General features: G+C 69.9%; 17 protein-coding genes. 11 read left to right on the top strand and 6 right to left on the bottom strand.

Features of this window, described 5'->3' with window-relative positions:
- The first annotated feature begins 4 nt into the window (after window positions 1-4).
- The 4 genes from FB381_RS18280 to FB381_RS18265 all read left to right on the top strand — a co-directional run bounded on the left by FB381_RS18280 (window position 5) and on the right by FB381_RS18265 (window position 5904).
- Window positions 5-2038 carry an oxidoreductase gene (locus FB381_RS18280; protein WP_170225221.1) on the top strand — a complete coding sequence of 678 codons (2034 nt, stop codon included), beginning with the start codon at window positions 5-7 and terminating at the stop codon, window positions 2036-2038.
- Window positions 2039-2104: 66 nt separating this feature from the next.
- Window positions 2105-3397 carry an aromatic ring-hydroxylating oxygenase subunit alpha gene (locus tag FB381_RS18275; protein ID WP_141781601.1) on the top strand — a complete coding sequence of 431 codons (1293 nt, stop codon included), beginning with the start codon at window positions 2105-2107 and terminating at the stop codon, window positions 3395-3397.
- Window positions 3394-4530 carry an FAD-binding oxidoreductase gene (locus tag FB381_RS18270; RefSeq protein WP_141781600.1) on the top strand — a complete coding sequence of 379 codons (1137 nt, stop codon included), beginning with the start codon at window positions 3394-3396 and terminating at the stop codon, window positions 4528-4530. The genes FB381_RS18275 and FB381_RS18270 overlap by 4 nt, the downstream gene beginning before the upstream one ends.
- A gap of 60 nt (window positions 4531-4590) precedes the next feature.
- Window positions 4591-5904, top strand: coding sequence for an NAD(P)/FAD-dependent oxidoreductase (locus FB381_RS18265; RefSeq protein WP_141781599.1), 1314 nt, complete (start codon window positions 4591-4593; stop codon window positions 5902-5904).
- 8 nt (window positions 5905-5912) lie between these two features.
- On the opposite strand, the gene FB381_RS18260 is transcribed toward FB381_RS18265, so the two are convergent.
- Both FB381_RS18260 and FB381_RS18255 read right to left on the bottom strand, forming a co-directional pair.
- Window positions 5913-6389 carry a DinB family protein gene (locus FB381_RS18260; RefSeq protein WP_141781598.1) on the bottom strand — a complete coding sequence of 159 codons (477 nt, stop codon included), beginning with the start codon at window positions 6387-6389 and terminating at the stop codon, window positions 5913-5915.
- Window positions 6390-6406: 17 nt separating this feature from the next.
- Window positions 6407-6991 (bottom strand): histone deacetylase, encoded by a 585-nt coding sequence (locus tag FB381_RS18255; RefSeq protein ID WP_141781597.1) that lies wholly within the window; start codon window positions 6989-6991, stop codon window positions 6407-6409.
- 140 nt (window positions 6992-7131) lie between these two features.
- On the opposite strand from FB381_RS18255, the gene FB381_RS18250 reads away from it, so the two are divergent.
- Entirely contained in the window at window positions 7132-7809 is a 678-nt protein-coding gene (locus tag FB381_RS18250; protein ID WP_211352483.1) for a phosphatase PAP2 family protein, read from the top strand.
- Window positions 7810-7824: 15 nt separating this feature from the next.
- Here FB381_RS18250 and recQ read toward each other — a convergent pair whose 3' ends face one another.
- Both recQ and FB381_RS18240 read right to left on the bottom strand, forming a co-directional pair.
- The gene (recQ, locus tag FB381_RS18245; protein WP_246088182.1) at window positions 7825-9672 is read right to left on the bottom strand and encodes a DNA helicase RecQ; all 1848 of its coding nucleotides are present in this window, start codon (window positions 9670-9672) and stop codon (window positions 7825-7827) included.
- Between the two features lie 45 nt (window positions 9673-9717).
- Window positions 9718-12198 (bottom strand): MMPL family transporter, encoded by a 2481-nt coding sequence (locus FB381_RS18240; protein WP_141781595.1) that lies wholly within the window; start codon window positions 12196-12198, stop codon window positions 9718-9720.
- Window positions 12199-12325: 127 nt separating this feature from the next.
- Here FB381_RS18240 and FB381_RS18235 point away from each other — a divergent pair, with 127 nt between their 5' ends.
- The 5 genes from FB381_RS18235 to FB381_RS18220 all read left to right on the top strand — a co-directional run bounded on the left by FB381_RS18235 (window position 12326) and on the right by FB381_RS18220 (window position 15592).
- Entirely contained in the window at window positions 12326-12904 is a 579-nt protein-coding gene (locus tag FB381_RS18235) for a TetR/AcrR family transcriptional regulator (protein ID WP_170225220.1), read from the top strand.
- A 71-nt stretch (window positions 12905-12975) separates the two neighbouring features.
- On the top strand, window positions 12976-13428 hold the full coding sequence (locus FB381_RS18230; protein ID WP_141781593.1) for a methyltransferase family protein: 453 nt from the start codon (window positions 12976-12978) through the stop codon (window positions 13426-13428).
- 325 nt (window positions 13429-13753) lie between these two features.
- Window positions 13754-14608 carry a hypothetical protein gene (locus FB381_RS18225; protein WP_246088181.1) on the top strand — a complete coding sequence of 285 codons (855 nt, stop codon included), beginning with the start codon at window positions 13754-13756 and terminating at the stop codon, window positions 14606-14608.
- Window positions 14545-15027 (top strand): HNH endonuclease signature motif containing protein, encoded by a 483-nt coding sequence (locus FB381_RS24315; RefSeq protein ID WP_246088180.1) that lies wholly within the window; start codon window positions 14545-14547, stop codon window positions 15025-15027. The genes FB381_RS18225 and FB381_RS24315 overlap by 64 nt, the downstream gene beginning before the upstream one ends.
- Window positions 15028-15295: 268 nt before the next feature.
- The gene (locus FB381_RS18220; RefSeq protein ID WP_141781592.1) at window positions 15296-15592 is read left to right on the top strand and encodes a GNAT family N-acetyltransferase; all 297 of its coding nucleotides are present in this window, start codon (window positions 15296-15298) and stop codon (window positions 15590-15592) included.
- Window positions 15593-15626: 34 nt separating this feature from the next.
- On the opposite strand, the gene FB381_RS18215 is transcribed toward FB381_RS18220, so the two are convergent.
- Entirely contained in the window at window positions 15627-16601 is a 975-nt protein-coding gene (locus FB381_RS18215; protein ID WP_141781591.1) for a hypothetical protein, read from the bottom strand.
- Between the two features lie 171 nt (window positions 16602-16772).
- Here FB381_RS18215 and FB381_RS18210 point away from each other — a divergent pair, with 171 nt between their 5' ends.
- Window positions 16773-18458 carry an FAD-binding dehydrogenase gene (locus tag FB381_RS18210; RefSeq protein WP_141781590.1) on the top strand — a complete coding sequence of 562 codons (1686 nt, stop codon included), beginning with the start codon at window positions 16773-16775 and terminating at the stop codon, window positions 18456-18458.
- A 10-nt stretch (window positions 18459-18468) separates the two neighbouring features.
- Here the strand turns inward: FB381_RS18210 and FB381_RS18205 are convergent, their stop codons facing one another.
- Window positions 18469-18792: a DMT family transporter gene (locus FB381_RS18205; protein WP_141781589.1), complete on the bottom strand. Its 324-nt coding sequence runs from the start codon at window positions 18790-18792 to the stop codon at window positions 18469-18471.
- Between the last annotated feature and the right edge of the window lie 42 nt (window positions 18793-18834).

Genomic DNA, 18834 nt, shown 5'->3' with positions numbered 1-18834 from the left:
CCTCATGACGAGCTTCGAGCTCCGTGATCTCACCCTGCGCAACCGCGTGGTGAGCACCTCCCACGAGCCGGCCTACACCGAGGACGGCATGCCCAAGGACCGCTACCGGCTCTACCACCTGGAGAAGGCGCGCGGCGGCGTCGGCCTCACCATGATCGGTGGCTCCGCGGTCGTCTCGCCGGACAGTCCACCGGCCTTCGGCAACATGCTGCTCTACCGCGACGAGGTCGTGCCCTGGCTGCGGCGGCTGGCCGACGACGTGCACGAGGCCGGGGCCGCGGTCATGTGCCAGATCACGCATCTGGGGCGGCGTACGAGCAACTTCACCGGCGACTGGCTGCCGCTCGTCTACCCCTCGCGGCTGCGCGAGCCGCAGCACCGCTCGTTCCCGAAGATCGCCGAGTCCTGGGACGTCGACCGCATCGTGCGCCACTACGCAGAGGCGGCCGCACGCTGTCAGGCGGCGGGGCTCGACGGCATCGAGATCGAGTCCTACAGCCATCTGTTCGACGCCTGGGTCTCGCCGGCGACCAACCTGCGCTCCGACGCCTTCGGCAGCGACCCGGAGGCCCGGCTCGCGTTCCCGCTGCGCGTGCTCGCCGCCATCCGGGCCGCCGTCGGTCCTGACTTCATCGTCGGGGTGAGGATGTCGATGGACGAGGACCTGCCCTCCGGCCTGGGCCTGGACGACACCGAGCAGGTGATGCGCCGATACGTCGCCGCGGGCGTCGACTTCTGCTCCGTCATCAAGGGTGGCCTCGACACCGACGCCCGCCTGGCCGCGACAATCCCCTCGATGGGCACCCCGAGCGCCCCGTTCCTCGACTTCGTCGGGGAGGTACGCCGCCGGGTCGATGTGCCCGTGATGCACGCCGCCCGGGTCAACGACGTCGCCACCGCGCGCTATGCGGTGCGCGAGGGGCTCCTCGACCTCGTCGGGATGACCCGCCCCCAGCTCGCCGACCCGCACCTGGTCGCCAAGGTCGCGCGCGGCGACGAGGACCGGATCCGGCCCTGCGTCGGGGCGAGTTACTGCCTCGACGCGATCTACGACTCCGGGGACGCCAAGTGCATCCACAACCCCGCCACCGGCAGGGAGCAGTCGCTGCCGCACCTGACCCCGCCTGCCGCGAAGGCCCGGACCGCGGTGGTCGTCGGTGCCGGCCCGGCGGGTCTGGAGGCCGCCCGCGTTCTCGGTGAGCGCGGTCACCACGTCACCGTTCTCGAAGCCGCCGACCGGCCCGGCGGCCAGCTCCTGCTGGCCTCCTCGACCAGTCACCGCCGCGACCTGATCGGCATCGTCGACTGGCGCGTCGCCGAGGCCAAGCATGCCCGTGTCGAGTTCCGGTTCGGCACCTACGCCGACGCCGACCTCGTTCGTAGCCTCGGGCCCGACGTCGTGGTCGTTGCCACCGGCGGGGTGCCCGACCGTTCCTGCGTGCCGGTCGGCGCCGAGCTCGTCAACGACACCTGGGACGCGCTCGACGGCACGCTCAGCGTCGGCAACGGGAGCGTGCTCGTCTACGACGACAGCGGAGCCGAGCCCGCACTCGACGCGGCCGAGCAGCTGGCCACGCTGGGCGGACAGGTCGAGCTGGTCACGCCGGAGCGCACCATCGGCATCGGGGTCGGTTCGATGAACAGCCCGGCCTACCTGCGGGTCTTCGCCAGCCACGGCGTGACCATGACCGTGGCCCGCCGGCTGGCCGCCGTACGCCGGGCCGAGCCGGGGTCCGGACACCGGCTCGTCGCCACCCTGACCAGCGAGTATGCGGCCGATGCCGAGATCGAGCGACACGTCGACCATGTCGTCGTCGAGCACGGCACCACCCCCAACGACGAGCTCTACCTCGACCTCGTCCCCGGCTCGGTCAACCTCGGCGAGGTCGACCAGGCGGCACTGCTCTCCGGGGAGCAGCAGACGGTCACCCGCAACCCGGCGGGCGGCTACCAGCTGTTCCGGATCGGCGACGCCGTCGCCAGCCGGAACGTCCATGCCGCGGTCTACGACGCCTTGCGGCTGTGTCTGACCATCTGACACCAGATAGTTCTGTATCGAACGATCCCGTATCTGACTATCAGGATCCGATCCATGGGAGCGAAGATGACCGAGCAACTCCTCGGCGAACCAGCCGCCGGGCGGCGTACGAAGATCCTGTCGCATCTCGACGGCAGGACGCCCGGCCGCTCGCTGCCGGGGGCCCTCTACACCGATCCCGACGTCTTCACGAGCGAGGTCGAGCTGCTGTGGCGGCGCCGCTGGCTCTTCGTCGGCACGGTCGCCGAGGTGCCCGAGCCCGGCGACTACGTCACCTTCGACGTCGCTGGCTCCTCGGTGCTGGTGATCCGCGACGACGACGAGCAGGTGCGCGCCTTCCACAACGTCTGCCGCCACCGCGGCTCCCGGCTGGTCACGTCGGGCAACGGCAGCGTGGGCAATCTCGTGTGCGGCTACCACAGCTGGACCTACGCCACCGACGGCTCGCTGCGCTACGCCCCGCAGCTCTCACCCGAGATCGACACCACCTGCCTCGGGCTGAGACCGGTCGCGCTGCGCGAGGTCGGTGGGCTGCTCTTCTGCTCGCTGGCCGCCGAGCCCGACGGCGACATCGACCTGGTCGCCGACCAGATCAGCGGTTATCTCACCCCGCACCGGCTCGACCGGGCCAAGGTCGCCGCGCAGGTCGACCTGGTCGAGGAGGCCAACTGGAAGCTGGTGATGGAGAACAACCGCGAGTGCTATCACTGCGAGGGCGGACATCCGGAGCTGACCTGCACCTTCTTCCCGACCTGGGGCTTGCGTGAGGACCAGGTGCCCGACCGTCTTCGCCCGGACCACGACCGCTACCTCCTCGCCGAGGCCGACCTGATGCGGCGCTGCGACGAGCTCGGCATCCCGCACCGGCTGATCGAGGATCTCGTCGACCGTCCGCTCGGCTTCCGGATCCAGCGCGAGCCGCTCGACGGGGTGGGGGAGTCGTTCAGCGCCGACGGAGCGCGGCTGGTCGGCCGCCTCCTCGGTGACCTCGACGACCCGCAGCTGGGCCGTTGCACCTTCCACTCCCAGCCCAACGCGTGGGTCCATCTGCTCGCCGACCACGTGGTGACCTTCGCGGTCACCCCGATCTCACCCGACCGCACTCTGGTCCGTTCGACCTGGCTCGTGCACGAGGACGCGGTCGAAGGTGTCGACTACGACCTCGAGACCCTCACCGCGGTCTGGCGGGCCACCAACGAGCAGGACGCCACGTTCGTACGCAACACGCAGCTCGGCGTCTCCGACCCCGCCTACGTGCCCGGCCCCTACAACGACGCGGAGCGCAACGTCGACGACTTCGTGCGCTGGTACGAGTCCCAGATCCGATCAGAAGCCCAGGAGAAAGGTGGAGCCCGATGACCGAGCCATGGCCAGTCGAGGTGGTGGCGCCGCCGGCGCCGACGCTCTACGCGGTCCCGTCACCGCTGGGGGCGGGGGTCCTGCCCGAGGAGCGTCCGTTCGAGGGCGAGATGCGGTGCCGCCGGGTGCGCCGGGTGACCCACGACGTCGTCGAGGTGAGCCTGGAGCCGGTCGGCGGCGGCTCGTTCGCCTTCGCGCCGGGGCAGTATCTGACGTTGCGCGCCTCGATCGAGGGCGAGCCCGTCGAGCGCTGCTACACGATCTCCTCGCCGCCGACCCGCCCGCACCTGCTCACCATCACCGTCAAGCGGGTACCCGACGGGCCGATGTCGGGCTGGCTCCATGACCGGCTGGCCGTCGGCGACCGGCTGTGGGCGAGCGGGCCGATGGGCGGGTTCTCCGTGCGCGAGCACCCGGCATCGTCCTATCTGCTGCTCTCGGGCGGCAGCGGCATCACCCCGACCCTTTCCACGCTGCGCACCCTGACCGATCTCGCCGAGCCGCTCGACGTGGTCGTCGTGCACCACACGCGCAGCCCGGCCGACCTGATCGAGCGGGCCGAGCTCGACGCCATCGCCGGGTCTCGCGACGGAGTCAGGGTCGTCTGGGTCGTCGACGAGGCCGATGACTCCTGGACCGGTCCGCGCGGGCTGATGAGCGCCGCACAGCTCGACGACCTGGTGCCTGACCTGCACGGGCGCGAGGTCTTCTGCTGTGGCCCGGCGGGCTACATGGGAGCGGCGCGGTCGGCCTTCGACGAGCTGGGCGGCGAGCAGACGCGGTGGCACCAGGAGAGCTTCTCCATCGCCGACCTGCCTGCCGGAGAGGCATCACCCACCGCGTCGCCGGCCGCCGAGCGGGCGGCCGGGGCGGCGTACCGGGTCCGGCTGCAGCGCAGCGGCCGTGATCTCGACTGCGCGCCCGGCGAGACGGTCCTGGCTGCCGCGAAGGCCGCGGGGGTGCGGATGCCGTCATCATGTACGCAGGGGCTGTGCGGCACCTGCAAGTCGACCCTCGTCTCGGGCGAGGTCGACATGAACCATGCCGGCGGGATCCGGCCGCGCGAGATCGCCGCGGGCAAGTTCCTGCCGTGCTGCTCGACACCGCTCGGCGACCTCGTCGTCGACATCTAGTCAGAATCCAGCCCGAATCCCCGAATCCCCGAATCCAGCCCGATCGACCTGGGAGGCCCTGTGTCCGAGACCCTCACCGCCGACGCGATCGTCGTCGGCTCCGGAGTGATCGGCTCCGCGGTGGCGTATGAGCTGGCTCGTGGTGGCCGCGACGTGCTCGTGCTCGACAAAGGTGCCGGCGCTGGCTTCGGCTCGACCAGCGCCTCGAGTGCCGTCATCCGTTTCCTCTACTCCACCTACGACACGGTCGCGACGTCGTGGGAGGCGAAGTTCATGTGGGAGCGGTGGGCCGAGCATCTCGACCTCGACCCGGCCGAGGTGGCGCTGGCGCGGTTCCACCGCACCGGGGCCCTACACCTCGACGTGCCGATCGTGCCGCTCGAACCGAGCCTGGAGCGGCTGACGGCAGCCGGGGTGCCGTTCACCTACCTCGGGCCCGACGAGATCTCGGCGAGGTTTCCGCACGTCGACGTGGGCTCCTACTGGCCGAACAAGCCGATCACCGACGACGCGTTCTGGGCGGACACCTCGGCGTCGCTGGGGGCGATCTACACCCCCGACGCCGGCTACATGGACGACCCGCGGCTGGCCGCCGACAACCTCGCCGAGGCGGCTCGGCGCCGCGGCGCCCGCACCGTCTACCGCGCCGAGGTCGTCTCCGCCGACCGCGTACGCGACATCTGGCGGCTGGGTCTGGCCGACGGACGCAGCGCCGAGGCGCCGGTGGTCGTCAACGCCGCCGGACCGTGGTCGGGAGGCTTCAACCGCCTCGCCGGGGTGGGGGAGGAGTTCACGATCGGGGTGCGGCCGCTGCGTCAGGAGGTGCACCAGGTCAGCCAGCCGCCGGGCTACGGCACCGACGAGGCGCCCGGCGTCGCGGTCTTCGACATCGACCTGGGGACCTACATGCGGCCCGGCCCTGCCGGCGCGTGGGTCGTCGGCGGCACCGAGCCCGAGTGCGACCCCTTCGAGTGGCTCGACTCGCCCGACGAGGTGGACGCCCACGTCACCCGGGAGCGCTACGACGCCCAGGTCACCCGCGCCGCCCGGCGCCTGCCCGAGCTGCGGGTGCCCAACCAGCCCGCCGGGGTGGTCGGCGTCTACGACGTCGCCGACGACTGGACGCCGATCTACGACCGCACCGACGCCGACGGCTTCTACGTCGCGATGGGCACCAGCGGCAACCAGTTCAAGAACGCCCCGATCGCCGGCCGCTTCCTCGCCGCCATCGTCGCGGCCGTCGAGGACGGGCACGACCACGACACCGACCCGGTGATCTACACCGGCGAGCACAGCGGTCTGAAGATCGACCTCGGCGCCTTCTCCCGCAAGCGGCCGGTCAACGACGCCACCACGCGTACGGTGCTGGGCTAGGACTAGGGCTAGGGCTTTCGGGCTGCCTGGAGCTGCTCGACGAGGATGTCGCCGTGGCCCGCATGATGGGCGAGCTCCTGGATCATGTGGGCGTAGATGAACCGCAGCGACACCGATTGCCCGCGCCAGTCGAACTCCTCGCCCAGCTCGTGGCCGGCAGCGATCTCTCGCGAACGCTCGCAGGCGGCCACAAAGGCCGCGCGGATCGACTCGATCGTGTCGTCCGCGTCGAGCACGAAGCTCTCCTCGACGGTGTCGGGCAGCCCGATCTCGGCCCGCGACACACCTGCGACCCGCGAGTGGAACCACACCTTCTCCACGAACGTCGCGTGCCTGACCAGCCCCAACGGCGTGGTCAGCGACGGCACCAGCTTCCTCCGTGCCTCCTGGTCGTCGAGATCCTCGAGGATGCCGGTGATCTGGTCTCGCTGGATGTCGACCATGGTCTCCAGCAGCTCGCGCTCGCCGGCCTGTCCGATGCTCATGCCGGCACGCTATCCCGTCAGCCGCAGCGCTCTCGGACGTAGGCCTCGGCCCGGGCGCGATCCCAGCCGCGCGCCTCGTGGAGACCGCGCACGAGCATCGCGACGTACGCCGGGGCGGGCTGCGTGTGCGGCACCGCGTCGAAGCCGTGGGGCGCGGTGAAGGTGAGCATGGGGAGGCCGTCGCGGCGACCGACCTCGATCAATGTCTCGTAGTGTCCGGGCCCGGCCTCGTGGCGGCCGTTCTCCAGGCCGTCGATGACCAGCCGCTCGATCGGGTCACCGGGCGCGGGCAGTCGGTCCATCTCCTGGGCGGCGACGTCGGCGAACTGCTCGGCGGTGATCCGGTAGGCCCGCGCGGCCGTCCACGAGCCGGTCGCGTCGTGGTCGTAGAACGCCACCCCGCCGGTCCAGGTCGACGACTCACCGGCGAAGTAGAGCCGCCCGGGGAGGTCGACGGCGGCATCGGCTGTGGGCATCGACGGTGTGCGCGCCCCGGCGTAGGTCTGCCGGGCGCCGACCGGCTGGCCGCCGAGGAGGTAGGCGCCGAGGCGGTCGCGGCACATGTTGGATCCATAGCTGACGTACCAGACCTCGGGGCTCATCCCGGCGGACCCTACCGATGTGACGCTGGCCACCTCAACGCAACCTGACTTGGACATACGTGGGCTGGGCCATTTAGCGTCGTATGACTGTGAACCAAACTCGGAGGCTCATATCGGTTTCGGCGCTCGGCGGGGCGCTGGTGATCCTGACTGTTCTCGCGGCGGGGCCGCTGCAGGAGCTCGACACCCACGGTCACGAATACTGGGCGCGGATGCTGCCGCCGCAGGCGCAGCATATCCTGCAGAACGTGCTCGACCCGATCGCCGGCCAGACGGTCTGCCTCCCCGTGCTCGGCGTCGTGGCGGCGGTGATCGCCTACCGACGCCGCAGCTGGCGCCCGATCATCTGCGCGGCCGCCGCGGAGGCCGCCTTCTACATCGGCGTCGGCGGCTTCAAGGTGCTGCTCGCCCGCCCGGCTCCCACCGAGCGTGACGCGGAGTTCTTCGCCGGCGGCCTGCTGAAGGACGGCTGGCACGGGATCAGCTACCCGTCGGGGCACGCGGCCGAGGCCGTGCTGATCTACGGCACCGTCGTCTACCTGATCGCCCGCTACACCGGCGCCTCGCGGCTTCTGGTGCGGCTCCTCGCCGCCGGGGTCGGGGTGATCGCGCTCAACGCGGTCGCGGTCTCCTACACCCTCGGCTGGCACTGGGCCAGCGACCTCTTCGCCGGGCTGCTCACCGGTGGCCTGCTGCTGCGCCTGCTGGTCTGGTGGGACACCGACGCCATCGCCCGCGAGCGCGCCGAGCGAGAGCGCGCCGAGGAGCGGGAGCTGATCGCGATGGAGCACGAGCGCACCGACGACATCGCCGCCTGACCGTGCGGCGATCGGTCACAGGACGGCGAGCACCCCGTCGGCGTACTTCTCCAGCTTCGCCTGGCCGATCCCGCTGATCATGCCGAGCTCGTCCCTGCTGGCCGGCAGCCGGGTGGCGATCTCGCGCAGCGTGGCGTCGTGGAAGACGACGTACGCCGGCACGCCCTGCTCCTTGGAGACCTGGCCGCGCCACGCGCGCAGGCGCTCGTAGACCTCGGTGGCCTCCGGTGAGAGGTCGGCGGCGGCCGTCTTCGGCCTGCGTTCGCCCGAGCTGCGGCGAGCCTGTCGCGGCGGCTCCTTGCGGAGCATCAGCTGTTGCTCGGAGCGCAGCACCGGGCCGGCGGCGTCGGTGACGGAGAAGACGCCGTAGCGGTTGTCGACGGCCAGCATCTCGCGGGCCAGCAGCTGCCGGATGACGCTGTGCCAGTCGCCCTCGGCCACATCGGTGCCGATCCCGAAGACGGAGAGCTCGTCGTGGCGGAACTGGCGAACCTTGTCGGTCTCCTTGCCGCGCAGGATGTCGACGATCTGGCCGGCGCCGAAGCGTTGCCCGTTGCGCTCGCGGTCGAGCCGGATGACGGTGGAGAGCACCTTCTGGGCGGGCACGGTGCCGTCCCACGACTCCGGGGTGGCCAGGCAGGTGTCGCAGTTGCCGCACGGGCCGGCGCTCTCGCCGAAGTAGCGCAGCAGCTGCACCCGGCGGCAGTCGACGGTCTCGCACAGCGCCAGCATCGCGTTGAGATGCTGACCGAGCCGGTGCTTGTGGGCCCGGTCGCCCTCGGAGGTCTCGATCATCTGCCGCTGCTGGACGACGTCGGCCAGGCCGTAGGCCAGCCACGCGGTCGACGGCTGTCCGTCACGGCCGGCCCGGCCGGTCTCCTGGTAGTAGCCCTCGACCGATTTGGGCAGGTCGAGATGGGCCACGAAGCGTACGTCGGGCTTGTCGATGCCCATCCCGAAGGCGATGGTGGCGACCATGACGACGCCGTCCTCGCGCAGGAACCTCGACTGGTTCTGCGCGCGGGTGCGGGCGTCGAGACCGGCGTGGTAGGGGAGCGCGTCGACGCCCTGGCCGACGAGGGAGGCCGCGGTGCGCTCGACCGAGTTGCGGGAGAGGCAGTAGACGATCCCGGCCTCGCCGGGGTGCTCGGTGCGGATCAGGTCGAGGAGCTGCTTGGCGGGCTTGTCCTTCGGAGCGATCCGATACTGGATGTTGGGCCGGTCGAAGGAGGCCACGAAGTGGCGGGCCTCGGTGAGGTCGAGCCGCTGGGCGATCTCGCGGCGGGTCTCGGCGGTGGCGGTCGCGGTCAGCGCGATCCGCGGCACGTCGGGCCAACGCTCGTGGAGATGGGAGAGCTGCAGGTAGTCGGGCCGGAAGTCGTGGCCCCACTGTGAGACACAGTGGGCCTCGTCGATCGCGAACAGCGAGATCTTGGCCTGGTCGAGCAGCCGCGCGGTCTCCGGCACCCGCAGTCGCTCCGGGGCGAGGTAGAGGAGGTCGAGCTCGCCGGCGAGCAGCGCCTGCTCCATCTGCTGACGCTCGTGGGGCATCTGGGTGGAGTTGAGGAACCCTGCCCGTACGCCGAGGGCGGAGAGCGCGTCGACCTGGTCCTGCATCAGCGCGATCAGCGGCGAGATGACCACGCCGGTGCCGGCGCGCACCAGCGACGGGATCTGATAGCAGAGCGACTTCCCGCCACCGGTGGGCATCAGGACGAGCGCGTCGCCTCCGGTGGCCACGTGCGCGACGATCTCGGCCTGGTCGCCGCGGAACTCGTCGTAGCCGAAGACTCGGCGCAGGACATCCAGCTCCGGGGTCGGCTCGGTCAGCTCAGGGCTGCGCGCGGTCACTTCCTCACTCACGAGAACGACCCTATCGGCCACCACCGACGGTGGTGACGCCCCGACTCAGACGCCGACCTTCTCGCGCTTGACCGTCGCCTCGCTGGGCGCCTCGGCGCCGTGGGCACGCTCGAGCGCGGCACCCTCGACGTCGACGTTGGGCAGGATGCGGTCGAGCCACTTCGGCAGCCACCACGCCGAGCGGCCGAGCAGGTGCATCAGCGCCGGCATCAGCAGCATCCGCACGATGAACGCGTCGAGCAGCACGCCGAGCGCGAGCCCGAAGCCCATCGAGCGGATCATCGCCGACTCGGCGAAGATGAAGCCGCCGAAGACGGAGACCATGATCAGGCCCGCGGCGATGACCACGGAGCGGCCGGCACGCAGCCCGTGAGCGACCGCGACCCGGGCGGGGTCGCCATGGACGTACGCCTCCCGCATGCCGGAGGCCAGGAACAGCTGGTAGTCCATCGCCAGGCCGAAGAGGATCCCGACCAGCAGGATCGGCAGGAAGCTCAAGATGGGCCCGGTGCTGTCCAGCCCGATCCACTCGGCGCCGATGCCCTTCTGGAAGACCGCGACCACGACGCCGTACGTCGCCAGCAGCGAGAGCACGAAGCCGCCGGTCGCGATCAGCGGCACCAGGATCGAGCGGAAGACCAGGATCAGGATCAGCAGCGAGAGCCCGACGACGACGCCGAGGTAGGGGAGGAGCACGTCGTTGAGGCCCTGCGAGACGTCGATCGCGACAGCGGCCGCGCCGGCGACGCCGAGGTCGATCGTGCCGTTGACCGGCGGCAGGTCGCGGATCTCGCCCACCAGCTTGTTGGTCGAGACGCTGTTGGGGCCCTCCTCGGGCACCACCTGGAAGGCGGCCGTGCGACCGTCCTCGGAGACCGCCGCGGGGGCGACCGCGCGTACGTCGTCGAGCTCCGCCAGGGTCTGCGCGACGCTCAGCTGGGCCTGCTGGATGCCGCCCTCGCTGAGGCCGGCGGGCAGGTCGGCGGCGACCAGCAGCGGGCCGTTGGCGCCCGCGCCGAAGCTGTCCTCGGTGATCGTGTAGGCGGTTCTGGCCAGCGAACCCTCCGGCTCCGAACCGCCGTCGGGGAGACCGAGGCGCATGTCGAGGGCCGGGATGGCGAGGGCGAGGAGCGCGACGACCGACGCGACCACGGTGACCAGCGCGCGCCAGGTGGGCATCGGCCTGGCGCTCGCCTCGGCGGCGTCGTGCTCGGTGACCTTCGCGCGAGCGCGCTTGGAGACGATGCGGCCGCCGACGAGGCTGAGGATGGCCGGGGTCAGGGTGATGGCGACCAGCACGGCGATCGCGACGCAGGCCGCGCCGACCGACCCCATCAGGCCGAGGAACGGGATGCCCGTCATGTTGAGCGCGACCAGCGCGACGATCACGGTGGATCCGGCGAAGACCACGGCGGTGCCGGCGGTGCCGGTCGCGAGCGCGATCGACTCGGTGACGTCCGAGCCGTGCAGGAGCTGCTTGCGGTGTCGGTTGAGGATGAACAGCGAGTAGTCGATGCCGACGGCCAGGCCGAGCATCAGGCCCAGGATCGGGGTCATCGACGCCATCTGCACGACGCCGGAGAGGGAGAGCGCACCGAGCGCGCCGATACCGACACCGGTCAGGGCGGTGACCAGCGGCACGCCGGCGCCGATGATGGTGCCGAGCATGACCAGCAGGACGATCGCGGCGACGCCGACGCCCACGATCTCGCCCGGACCCATCGGGTTGGGCACCTCCTGGGAGATGTCGGAGGAGACGCCCACCTCGACGCCGTCGACCGGCGCGTCGGCGAAGTGGTCGACCGTCGCCTTCTTGGTCTCCTCCGACATGTCGAGGCGGCCAACCGAGTAGGCGACATTGACCATGGCGGCCGACCCGTCCTCGGAGACCATCCGGATGCCGTCGGAGAGCTCGAGCAGCTCGGCGCCGTTCTCGGCCTTCTTGGCGTTGGCCTCCAGGTCGGCGGCGTTCTCGTCGAGCTTGGCCTGCTGCTTGTCGAGCTTGGCCTGCTGGGCATCGATCTGGGTGGTCGGCATCCCGGCGGCCAGCGCCTGGGTGCGTGCCTTGTCGATGCCGGCCTGCGCCTTGTCGAGCTTCGCCTGGGCGGCGGAGAGCTGCTTCTGGCCGGCCTCGATCTTCGCCTGACCCTCGGTGACCTTCGTGGCCTGCGCCTCGCGCTGGGTCTCGGTCTGGAACGGGTCGGTGACCGTGGCGACGTCAGGGAGGTCCTTCGCGCTCGCGATCTGCGCGCGGATCTCCTTCTTCTGGGCTGCGCTGAGGGGGCTGCCGTCCTCGGTCTGGTAGACGATCGTGCCGGAGCCGCCCGCGAGATCGGGGAGCCCCTTCTGCAGCTCGTCGACCACATCGCTCGAGGGCAGGCCCGGGATGTCGAAGCTGGTGGTCAGCTCGCCCGACCAGGCGACGTACGCCCCGGCGGCGCCGGACAGCGCGAGCACCCAGGCAAGGATCACGAGCCAGGCGCGGCGCGCGGCCGTCTTGCCCAGTCGATACAGCAGCTCCGCCATGGCGGCATCCCTTTCGATAATTCGCAACGGTCCGTCCAGTTAATCACCCGTACGCCGCTGGACAAGGTTTCGCGGGGGAGTGATGCGTCACACCCGTGCTCCGGCGATGATGTTTAAGATGCCGTTCATGCCAGGGTCAGCAGGGGTGCGCCGTCGAGGTGCCGTACGCAGCGAGCAGGCTCGACTCTCCGTGCTCGAGGCGAGCGGGCGCCTCTTCGCGGAGAAGGGCTATGACCATCTCACCATCGAAGGCATCGCGGCCGAGGCGGGCGTCTCCAAGCAGACGATCTATCGATGGTGGTCCTCGAAGAGCGCGGTCGTCGCCGATGCGCTGATCGAAGACCTGCTGCTGCCCGACCACCCGGTCGTGCCCGACACCGGAGACATCCGCGCCGACCTGACCGCCTGGATGCAGAGCCTCCTCGACCTGGTCGCACAGCCCGGCAACGAGGGCCTCGTCCGCTCGCTGGTCGCCGCCGCCTGCGAGAACCCCGACATCGGCACCCGGCTCAACGATGCTCTCGGCATCACCGCCACCGTCTCGACCCGCATCGAGGCCGCCGTCGCCGCCGGGCAGCTGCCCGCCGACCTGCCGGTGATGGAGTTCGTGCGCGCGCTCGTCGGAGGCTTCGTGCTGCACACCCTCGAACGCGCCGACCCCGACCCTGACGTGGCCGAACGCATCGTGCGCGCGCTGCTGCACTAGGCACACGCCGTACGGCGGATCTACCCAAGAACGGGGGATGCGGATCTGCTGGGCGGCGCTACGGTGGAGACATGCCTCACGTGCCGCCACCAGTCTTCGCCGCCGTGGGCCTCGTCGCCCAGCACCTGCTCGCCGAGCGTCGGCGACCCTCGGCTGTGAGGGCGGTCGCTGCCGGCGCCGTCGCCGCCGGGTCGGCCTATGTCGCCGCCAGTGCCGTCCAGGCCTTTCGGCGCGAGCACACGACGGTCAATCCCGTCGAGCCCGAGCGGGCCACTGCGCTCGTCGTCGAGGGTCCGTTCAGATATACCCGTAATCCGATGTACGTCGGGATGGCTGGTCTTCTTGGCGCTCATGCGGTGCTGCGGGGTGGGTTGCTTCCGTTCGTGCCTGTGGTCGGGTTCGTCGCTGTGATCGATCGGCTTCAGATTCCTGCTGAGGAGCGGGCTATGTCTGCTCGGTTCGGGGCAGACTATGAGGGGTATCGGGGTTCTGTGCCGCGGTGGGTCGGTCGGGTTCGCGGTTGATCTTTTCCGGTCTGCCTGCCGGGATGTTTTTGCTGGGGTGGTGTGTGCCGCCGACCCGTTCTTGACGGTCTTCTCGATCTGGCCCGGCGTCAAGGACGGCCTGCGGCCGCCGGCTTCGCCGGCCGCTTCGCGGTCCTGGACCCCGGGCCAGATCGAGAAAAGATTTGGCTGGTTATCGGGGCGGCGGCACGGGTGTGGCCGGGAGGCGAGACCGTTGTTTCGCTGCCGCCGAAAAGGCGGTTTGACCTGCTGAAATACCTGGATCTACTCGTCGGTAAAGAGTAAAATCAGGGGTAGCCAAGGACACCTTGAGAGGAGGCCAGCGATGAGCGTCGAGAATCATGTCGACCACTGGGGAACCAGCCCTCGTGACCCGGTTGCGACTGCTCTTGCTGGTATCGAAACCGCTCTGGGGGAGTTGCTCGCGATGGACCCTGCTTATTGGCGTACGAGTCAGAAGAAGGATGTCCTCGCGCGGCTCGAGATCTTGAAGGCGCAGCAGGCTGCGCTGGAGCTGCGCGTCCTCGCCACCGCTGGCGATATCGCTGAGGAGACCGGCGACAAAGACGCCTCCGCGTGGATGCGCGCCGAACTGCTCGTCGATAAAGGATCCGCCCGCGCACAGCTCAAGCTCGCCGCCGCCGTGTCCAAGCACGAGCTGCTCGCAGCCGGCCTCGCCGACGGCGTGGTCTCCCGTGACAAAGCCCGCGTCATCACCAAAGCGTTGGATGCGATTGAGGCCGACCCCGTCGCGAGTGCGGAAGACCTACTGCTCGCCGAGAAGCTCCTCGTCGACTACGCCACCCGGCTGACCGCCAACGAACTCCGGATCGTGGGCAAGCGGATCCTCGTCGAGATCGACCCGGCCCGGTTCGAAGACGCCGAAGCCAAAGCCCTCCTCGCCGAAGAAGAACGTGCCCAACAGAAGACCGCACTGCGGATCTGGGACAACCACGACGGCACGGTTGGCTTCGACGGCGTGCTTCCGGTGGCGATGGGGATGAGGTTCAAGACCCACGTCGAGGCCTGGGCACAGCCCCGCAAGCAGCAGCTCGTCGAGAAGGGCACACCGCTCCCGCCCTGGGACGACTCATGGGACAAGGCTTCACCCGCCTGTTGGAGACCATCGACCCCGATGCCCAGCCCCGCCACGGCGGCGACGCAACCACCATCAACGTAGTCATCTCCCTCGACGCCCTCCGCAAAGAGCTCGGCACCGCAATCCTCGGCTATGACGAGACCAACGGCACCACGATCAGCGCGACCGAGGCTCGGAAGATGGCCTGCAACGCGACGATCATTCCGTGGGTGCTCGGCACTGACGGCCAAGTCCTCGATGCGGGCCGTTCGAGCAGGTTCTTCCAGCCGATTCAGCGCAAAGCGCTCCGGTTGCAGCAGAAGTGCTGCCAAGCCGAAGGTTGTGACATGCCACCCGAGTGGTGCGACGCCCACCATCTGACTCCCTGGTCGCTCGGCGGGAAGACAGATCTCAAGGACGGGGTTCTGTTGTGCCCGCATCACCATCGGGTGGCGCACGCACCCGCGTATACACATGAACGGTTACCCGACGGGACCGTTCGGTTCACCCGACGCCCCTGACCCGGGTGCACCCCTTTGTGAACGATTCACAAAGCGTCATCGTCTAGTACAGCGCCCCGCGACCGCTCCCGCCAGACAGCCTCGCCTGCCGCATCCTCAGCCCGGCACCCAACCCAAAAATGCCGTGCCAGACCCCTGCCGCCGACCCGATAAACACCCTTCCCGTACGGGTCGGCGGCAAACAACCCCACGCACCAACAGCCGGAACGAAGCGCAGCGCCCCAAGCGCCACGCGACAAGCATTGACCCTCTGAGGAAGGATGGGGACATGAGCGAGATCGAGTATGCAGACAACCCGACCAAGCACCGCTACGAGATCCTCGACGGGGAGACGGTTGCGGGGTTCGCCGTCTATCGGCTGCCTGACGACGCGCACGTGGACTTCGTGCACACCGAGGTGAGCGAGGCTTACAACGGGCAGGGGCTGGCGTCGAAGCTGGTGGCGTTCGCGTTGGCCGACGTACGGGAGAAGGACAAGCGGATCATCCCGCACTGCCCGTACGTCGCGGGGTGGCTGAAGCGGCACGGCGAGGAGTTCGCCGACATCACCGACTGGCCGGCCTGATCCCACTGAGGGGGTAGGCGCGCATCCGGGCGCATCAGTCCGGGCGCGCCGACTCCCGGGGCTCGAGGCCGAGCCTGGCCAGCGGCGTACGCGTCATGTGGGTCGAGGGCCAGGCCTGGCCTCTCGAGGAGGTGCCGCGGGAGTAGCGTCTGGCGCCGGACTGGTAGGTCACGACGAACTCGCCGTCGACCTCGGCGACGCCCTCGGCCAGGTTGGGGAGCCACTGCACTGCGCGGGGGCGGATCGTGACCCGATCCTGCACGACGAGCTTGCTGCGCTTGGCGGGCCCGCGGGAGACGCTGAAGACGTACTCCTCGTCCCGGATCACGACGCCTTGGGTGCCGACAGGGGTGCGGACACCGATCGGGGTCTTGATCTGCCAGGTGTCGTTCTTGCGGATGTACTTGTAGAGCCGGTTGTTGGCGTGCGACCCGACGTAGATCAGGTCCTTGGCGGCGGCGAGGTAGGAGCCGGCGGCGATGGCGACGAGCGAGGAGACCGTGAACACCGTCGAGAGCGGCTCGGCGTGCAGGATCTGGGCCAGCGAGTAGCGGTAGAGGCGGGGCGGGTTGCCCTCGCGGCAGACGAAGACCTCGTCGCCGATGACGGCGACGCCGCCGGCGTCGACGGGGCCTGCGACGCTGCCCTTGGGCCCGCCCAGATAGACGGCGTTGATGAGCTCGCCGGAGGGCTCGTCGATCAGTGCCAGGGCGGAGCCGAGCTTGTCGCCGTGGTAGCCCTGCAGGAGCAGCTTGGCCTCGGGGGAGAAGGCCAGGCCCTGCGGCACCCAGCCGCGATCCTCGAGCCCGGTCAGCACCGCCGTCGCGGCGATGTGCGGGATCAGCGGGCCCAGGCTGCCGCCGCTGCGGTTCAGCCAGGTCTCGGTGCGTGCGGTGCCGCGGTCGACCCACCTGTGCCTCCGCTTCGCGACCGTCTTGGGGCTGGCGCGGACGGTGACGGCGCGCTGGATCCGACGGCGTCGCCGCTTCGCACTCATTCGCTCGCTCACGACCCAAAAATCTATCGGTTCCGACCGAAAACAGACGCCGGATGTGGGCGCGAGTCCGGCAAGTGTCCACCAGGCGGAACGGGCCGATACCGGGGCCGGGATCGGGGCGAACAGCCCTGACGGCGAGGTTCCCGTCACCGGCCGTCGGTGAAGGTGGCAGGATCTGCCGACATGACTGCGGACATCCAGCGGGACATCCAGCGACAGGCCGACGTGATCGTGGTGGGAGCCGGTCTCGCCGGCATGGCAGCAGCGGCCGAGGCCGCCGACGCGGGAAAGAGCGTGCTGCTGGTCGACCAGGAGCCCGAGCAGTCGCTGGGCGGCCAGGCGTTCTGGAGCCTCGGCGGGCTCTTCTTCGTCAACAGCCCCGAGCAGCGCCGGATGGGGATCAAGGACTCGCCCGAGCTGGCGCTGCAGGACTGGATGGGTTCGGCACAGTTCGACCGCGACGAAGACCTGTGGCCGCGGCGATGGGCCGAGGCGTACCTCGACTTCGCGGCCGGTGAGAAGCGCTCCTGGCTGCACCAGATGGGCCACCGCACCTTCCCGATCGTCGGCTGGGCCGAGCGCGGCGACGGTCGCGCCGACGGCCACGGCAACTCGGTGCCGCGCTTCCACATCACCTGGGGCACCGGACCGGGCGTGGTCGAGCCGTTCGAGAAGCGGGTGCGCGCCCACGTCGACTCCGGCCGGATCACCTTCGCCTTCCGGCACCGCGTGGACCAGATCCTCGTCGAGGACGGAGCAGCCGTCGGCGTACAGGGCAAGGTGCTCGAGCCGAGCGACATCGAGCGCGGCCAGGCCTCCTCGCGCACCGTGGTCGACGACTTCGAGCTGCGCGGCCAGGCGGTGATCGTCACCTCCGGCGGCATCGGCGGCGACCACGACCTCGTGCGCAAGCACTGGCCCGAGCGCCTCGGCACCCCGCCCGCGTCGATGGTCTCCGGCGTGCCCGCGCACGTCGACGGCCGGATGCTCGCCATCACCGGTGCGACCGGCGCCAAGATCATCAACGACGACCGGATGTGGCACTACGTCGAGGGCATCCGCAACTGGGACTCGATCTGGGCCAACCACGGCATCCGGATCCTCCCGGGCCCCTCGAGCCTGTGGCTCGACGCGACCGGCAAGCGGCTGCCGGCGCCGTTCTTCCCCGGTTTCGACACCCTCGGCACGCTCAAGCACCTGCGCCAGACTGGCTACGACTACTCCTGGTTCGTGCTCACCGAGAAGATCATCAACAAGGAGTTCGCGCTCTCCGGCTCCGAGCAGAACCCCGACCTGACCGGCAAGGACATCAAGCTGCTCGCCGAGCGGGCGCGCAAGGGGCCCGGCCCGGTGAAGAGCTTCATGGAGCACGGCGAGGACTTCGTGGTCGCCGAGAACCTCACCGCGCTGGTGCACGGCATGAACGGTCTCGCCGACAAGGAGCCGACCGGTCCGCAGATCGACGAGGCCTCCCTGCGCCGTCTCATCGAGGCGCGCGACCGCGAGATCGCCAACAGCTTCACCAAGGACGCCCAGGTCACCGCGCTCTACGCCGCCCGCCACTACCGTGGCGACAAGCTGCAGCGCACCGCCAAGCCCCACCGCATCCTCGATCCCGAGGCGGGCCCGCTGATCGCGGTCAAGCTGCACATCCTCTCCCGCAAGAGCCTCGGTGGGCTGGAGACCGACCTCTCCGGCCGCTGTCTGACCTCGGCTGGCACCCCGCTGCCCGGTCTCTACGCGGCCGGCGAGGTCGCGGGCTTCGGCGGCGGCGGGATGATGGGCTACAACGCGCTCGAAGGCACCTTCCTCGGTGGCTGCCTCTTCTCGGGACGTACGGCAGGGAGGGCCGCCGCGGCCGCGATCTGACCCGGGTGGCTCAGTGGGCGCCGGAGAGGTTGAGCCCGACGACGCCGACGACGATCATCGCGAGGAACCCGGCCTTGGCGAGGCTGAGGTGGTCTCCGAGGAACATCACCCCGATGGCAGCGACCAGGGCGGTGCCGAGGCCGGACCAGATGGCGTACGCCACCGAGACCGGCATCCGCTCCACCACGAGCGCGAGCAGCCAGATGGAGAGCCCGTAGCCGGCCAGCACGGTCGCCGACCAGGGAATGTTGCGGAACCCGTCGGCGCGGGGGAGCAGGGCGGTGCTGACGACCTCGATCGCGATGGCGATGACGAGCAGGATGGCGGCGTACATCTTCGTGGTCCTTCTGGAGCGTGTGTAGCGACTGCTACACAC

It is taken from the genome of Nocardioides albertanoniae (assembly GCF_006716315.1).
Taxonomy (GTDB): domain Bacteria; phylum Actinomycetota; class Actinomycetes; order Propionibacteriales; family Nocardioidaceae; genus Nocardioides; species Nocardioides albertanoniae.
The sequence above is the reverse complement of the archived record's forward strand: the minus strand, read 5'-3'. Positions and strand labels throughout refer to the sequence as shown.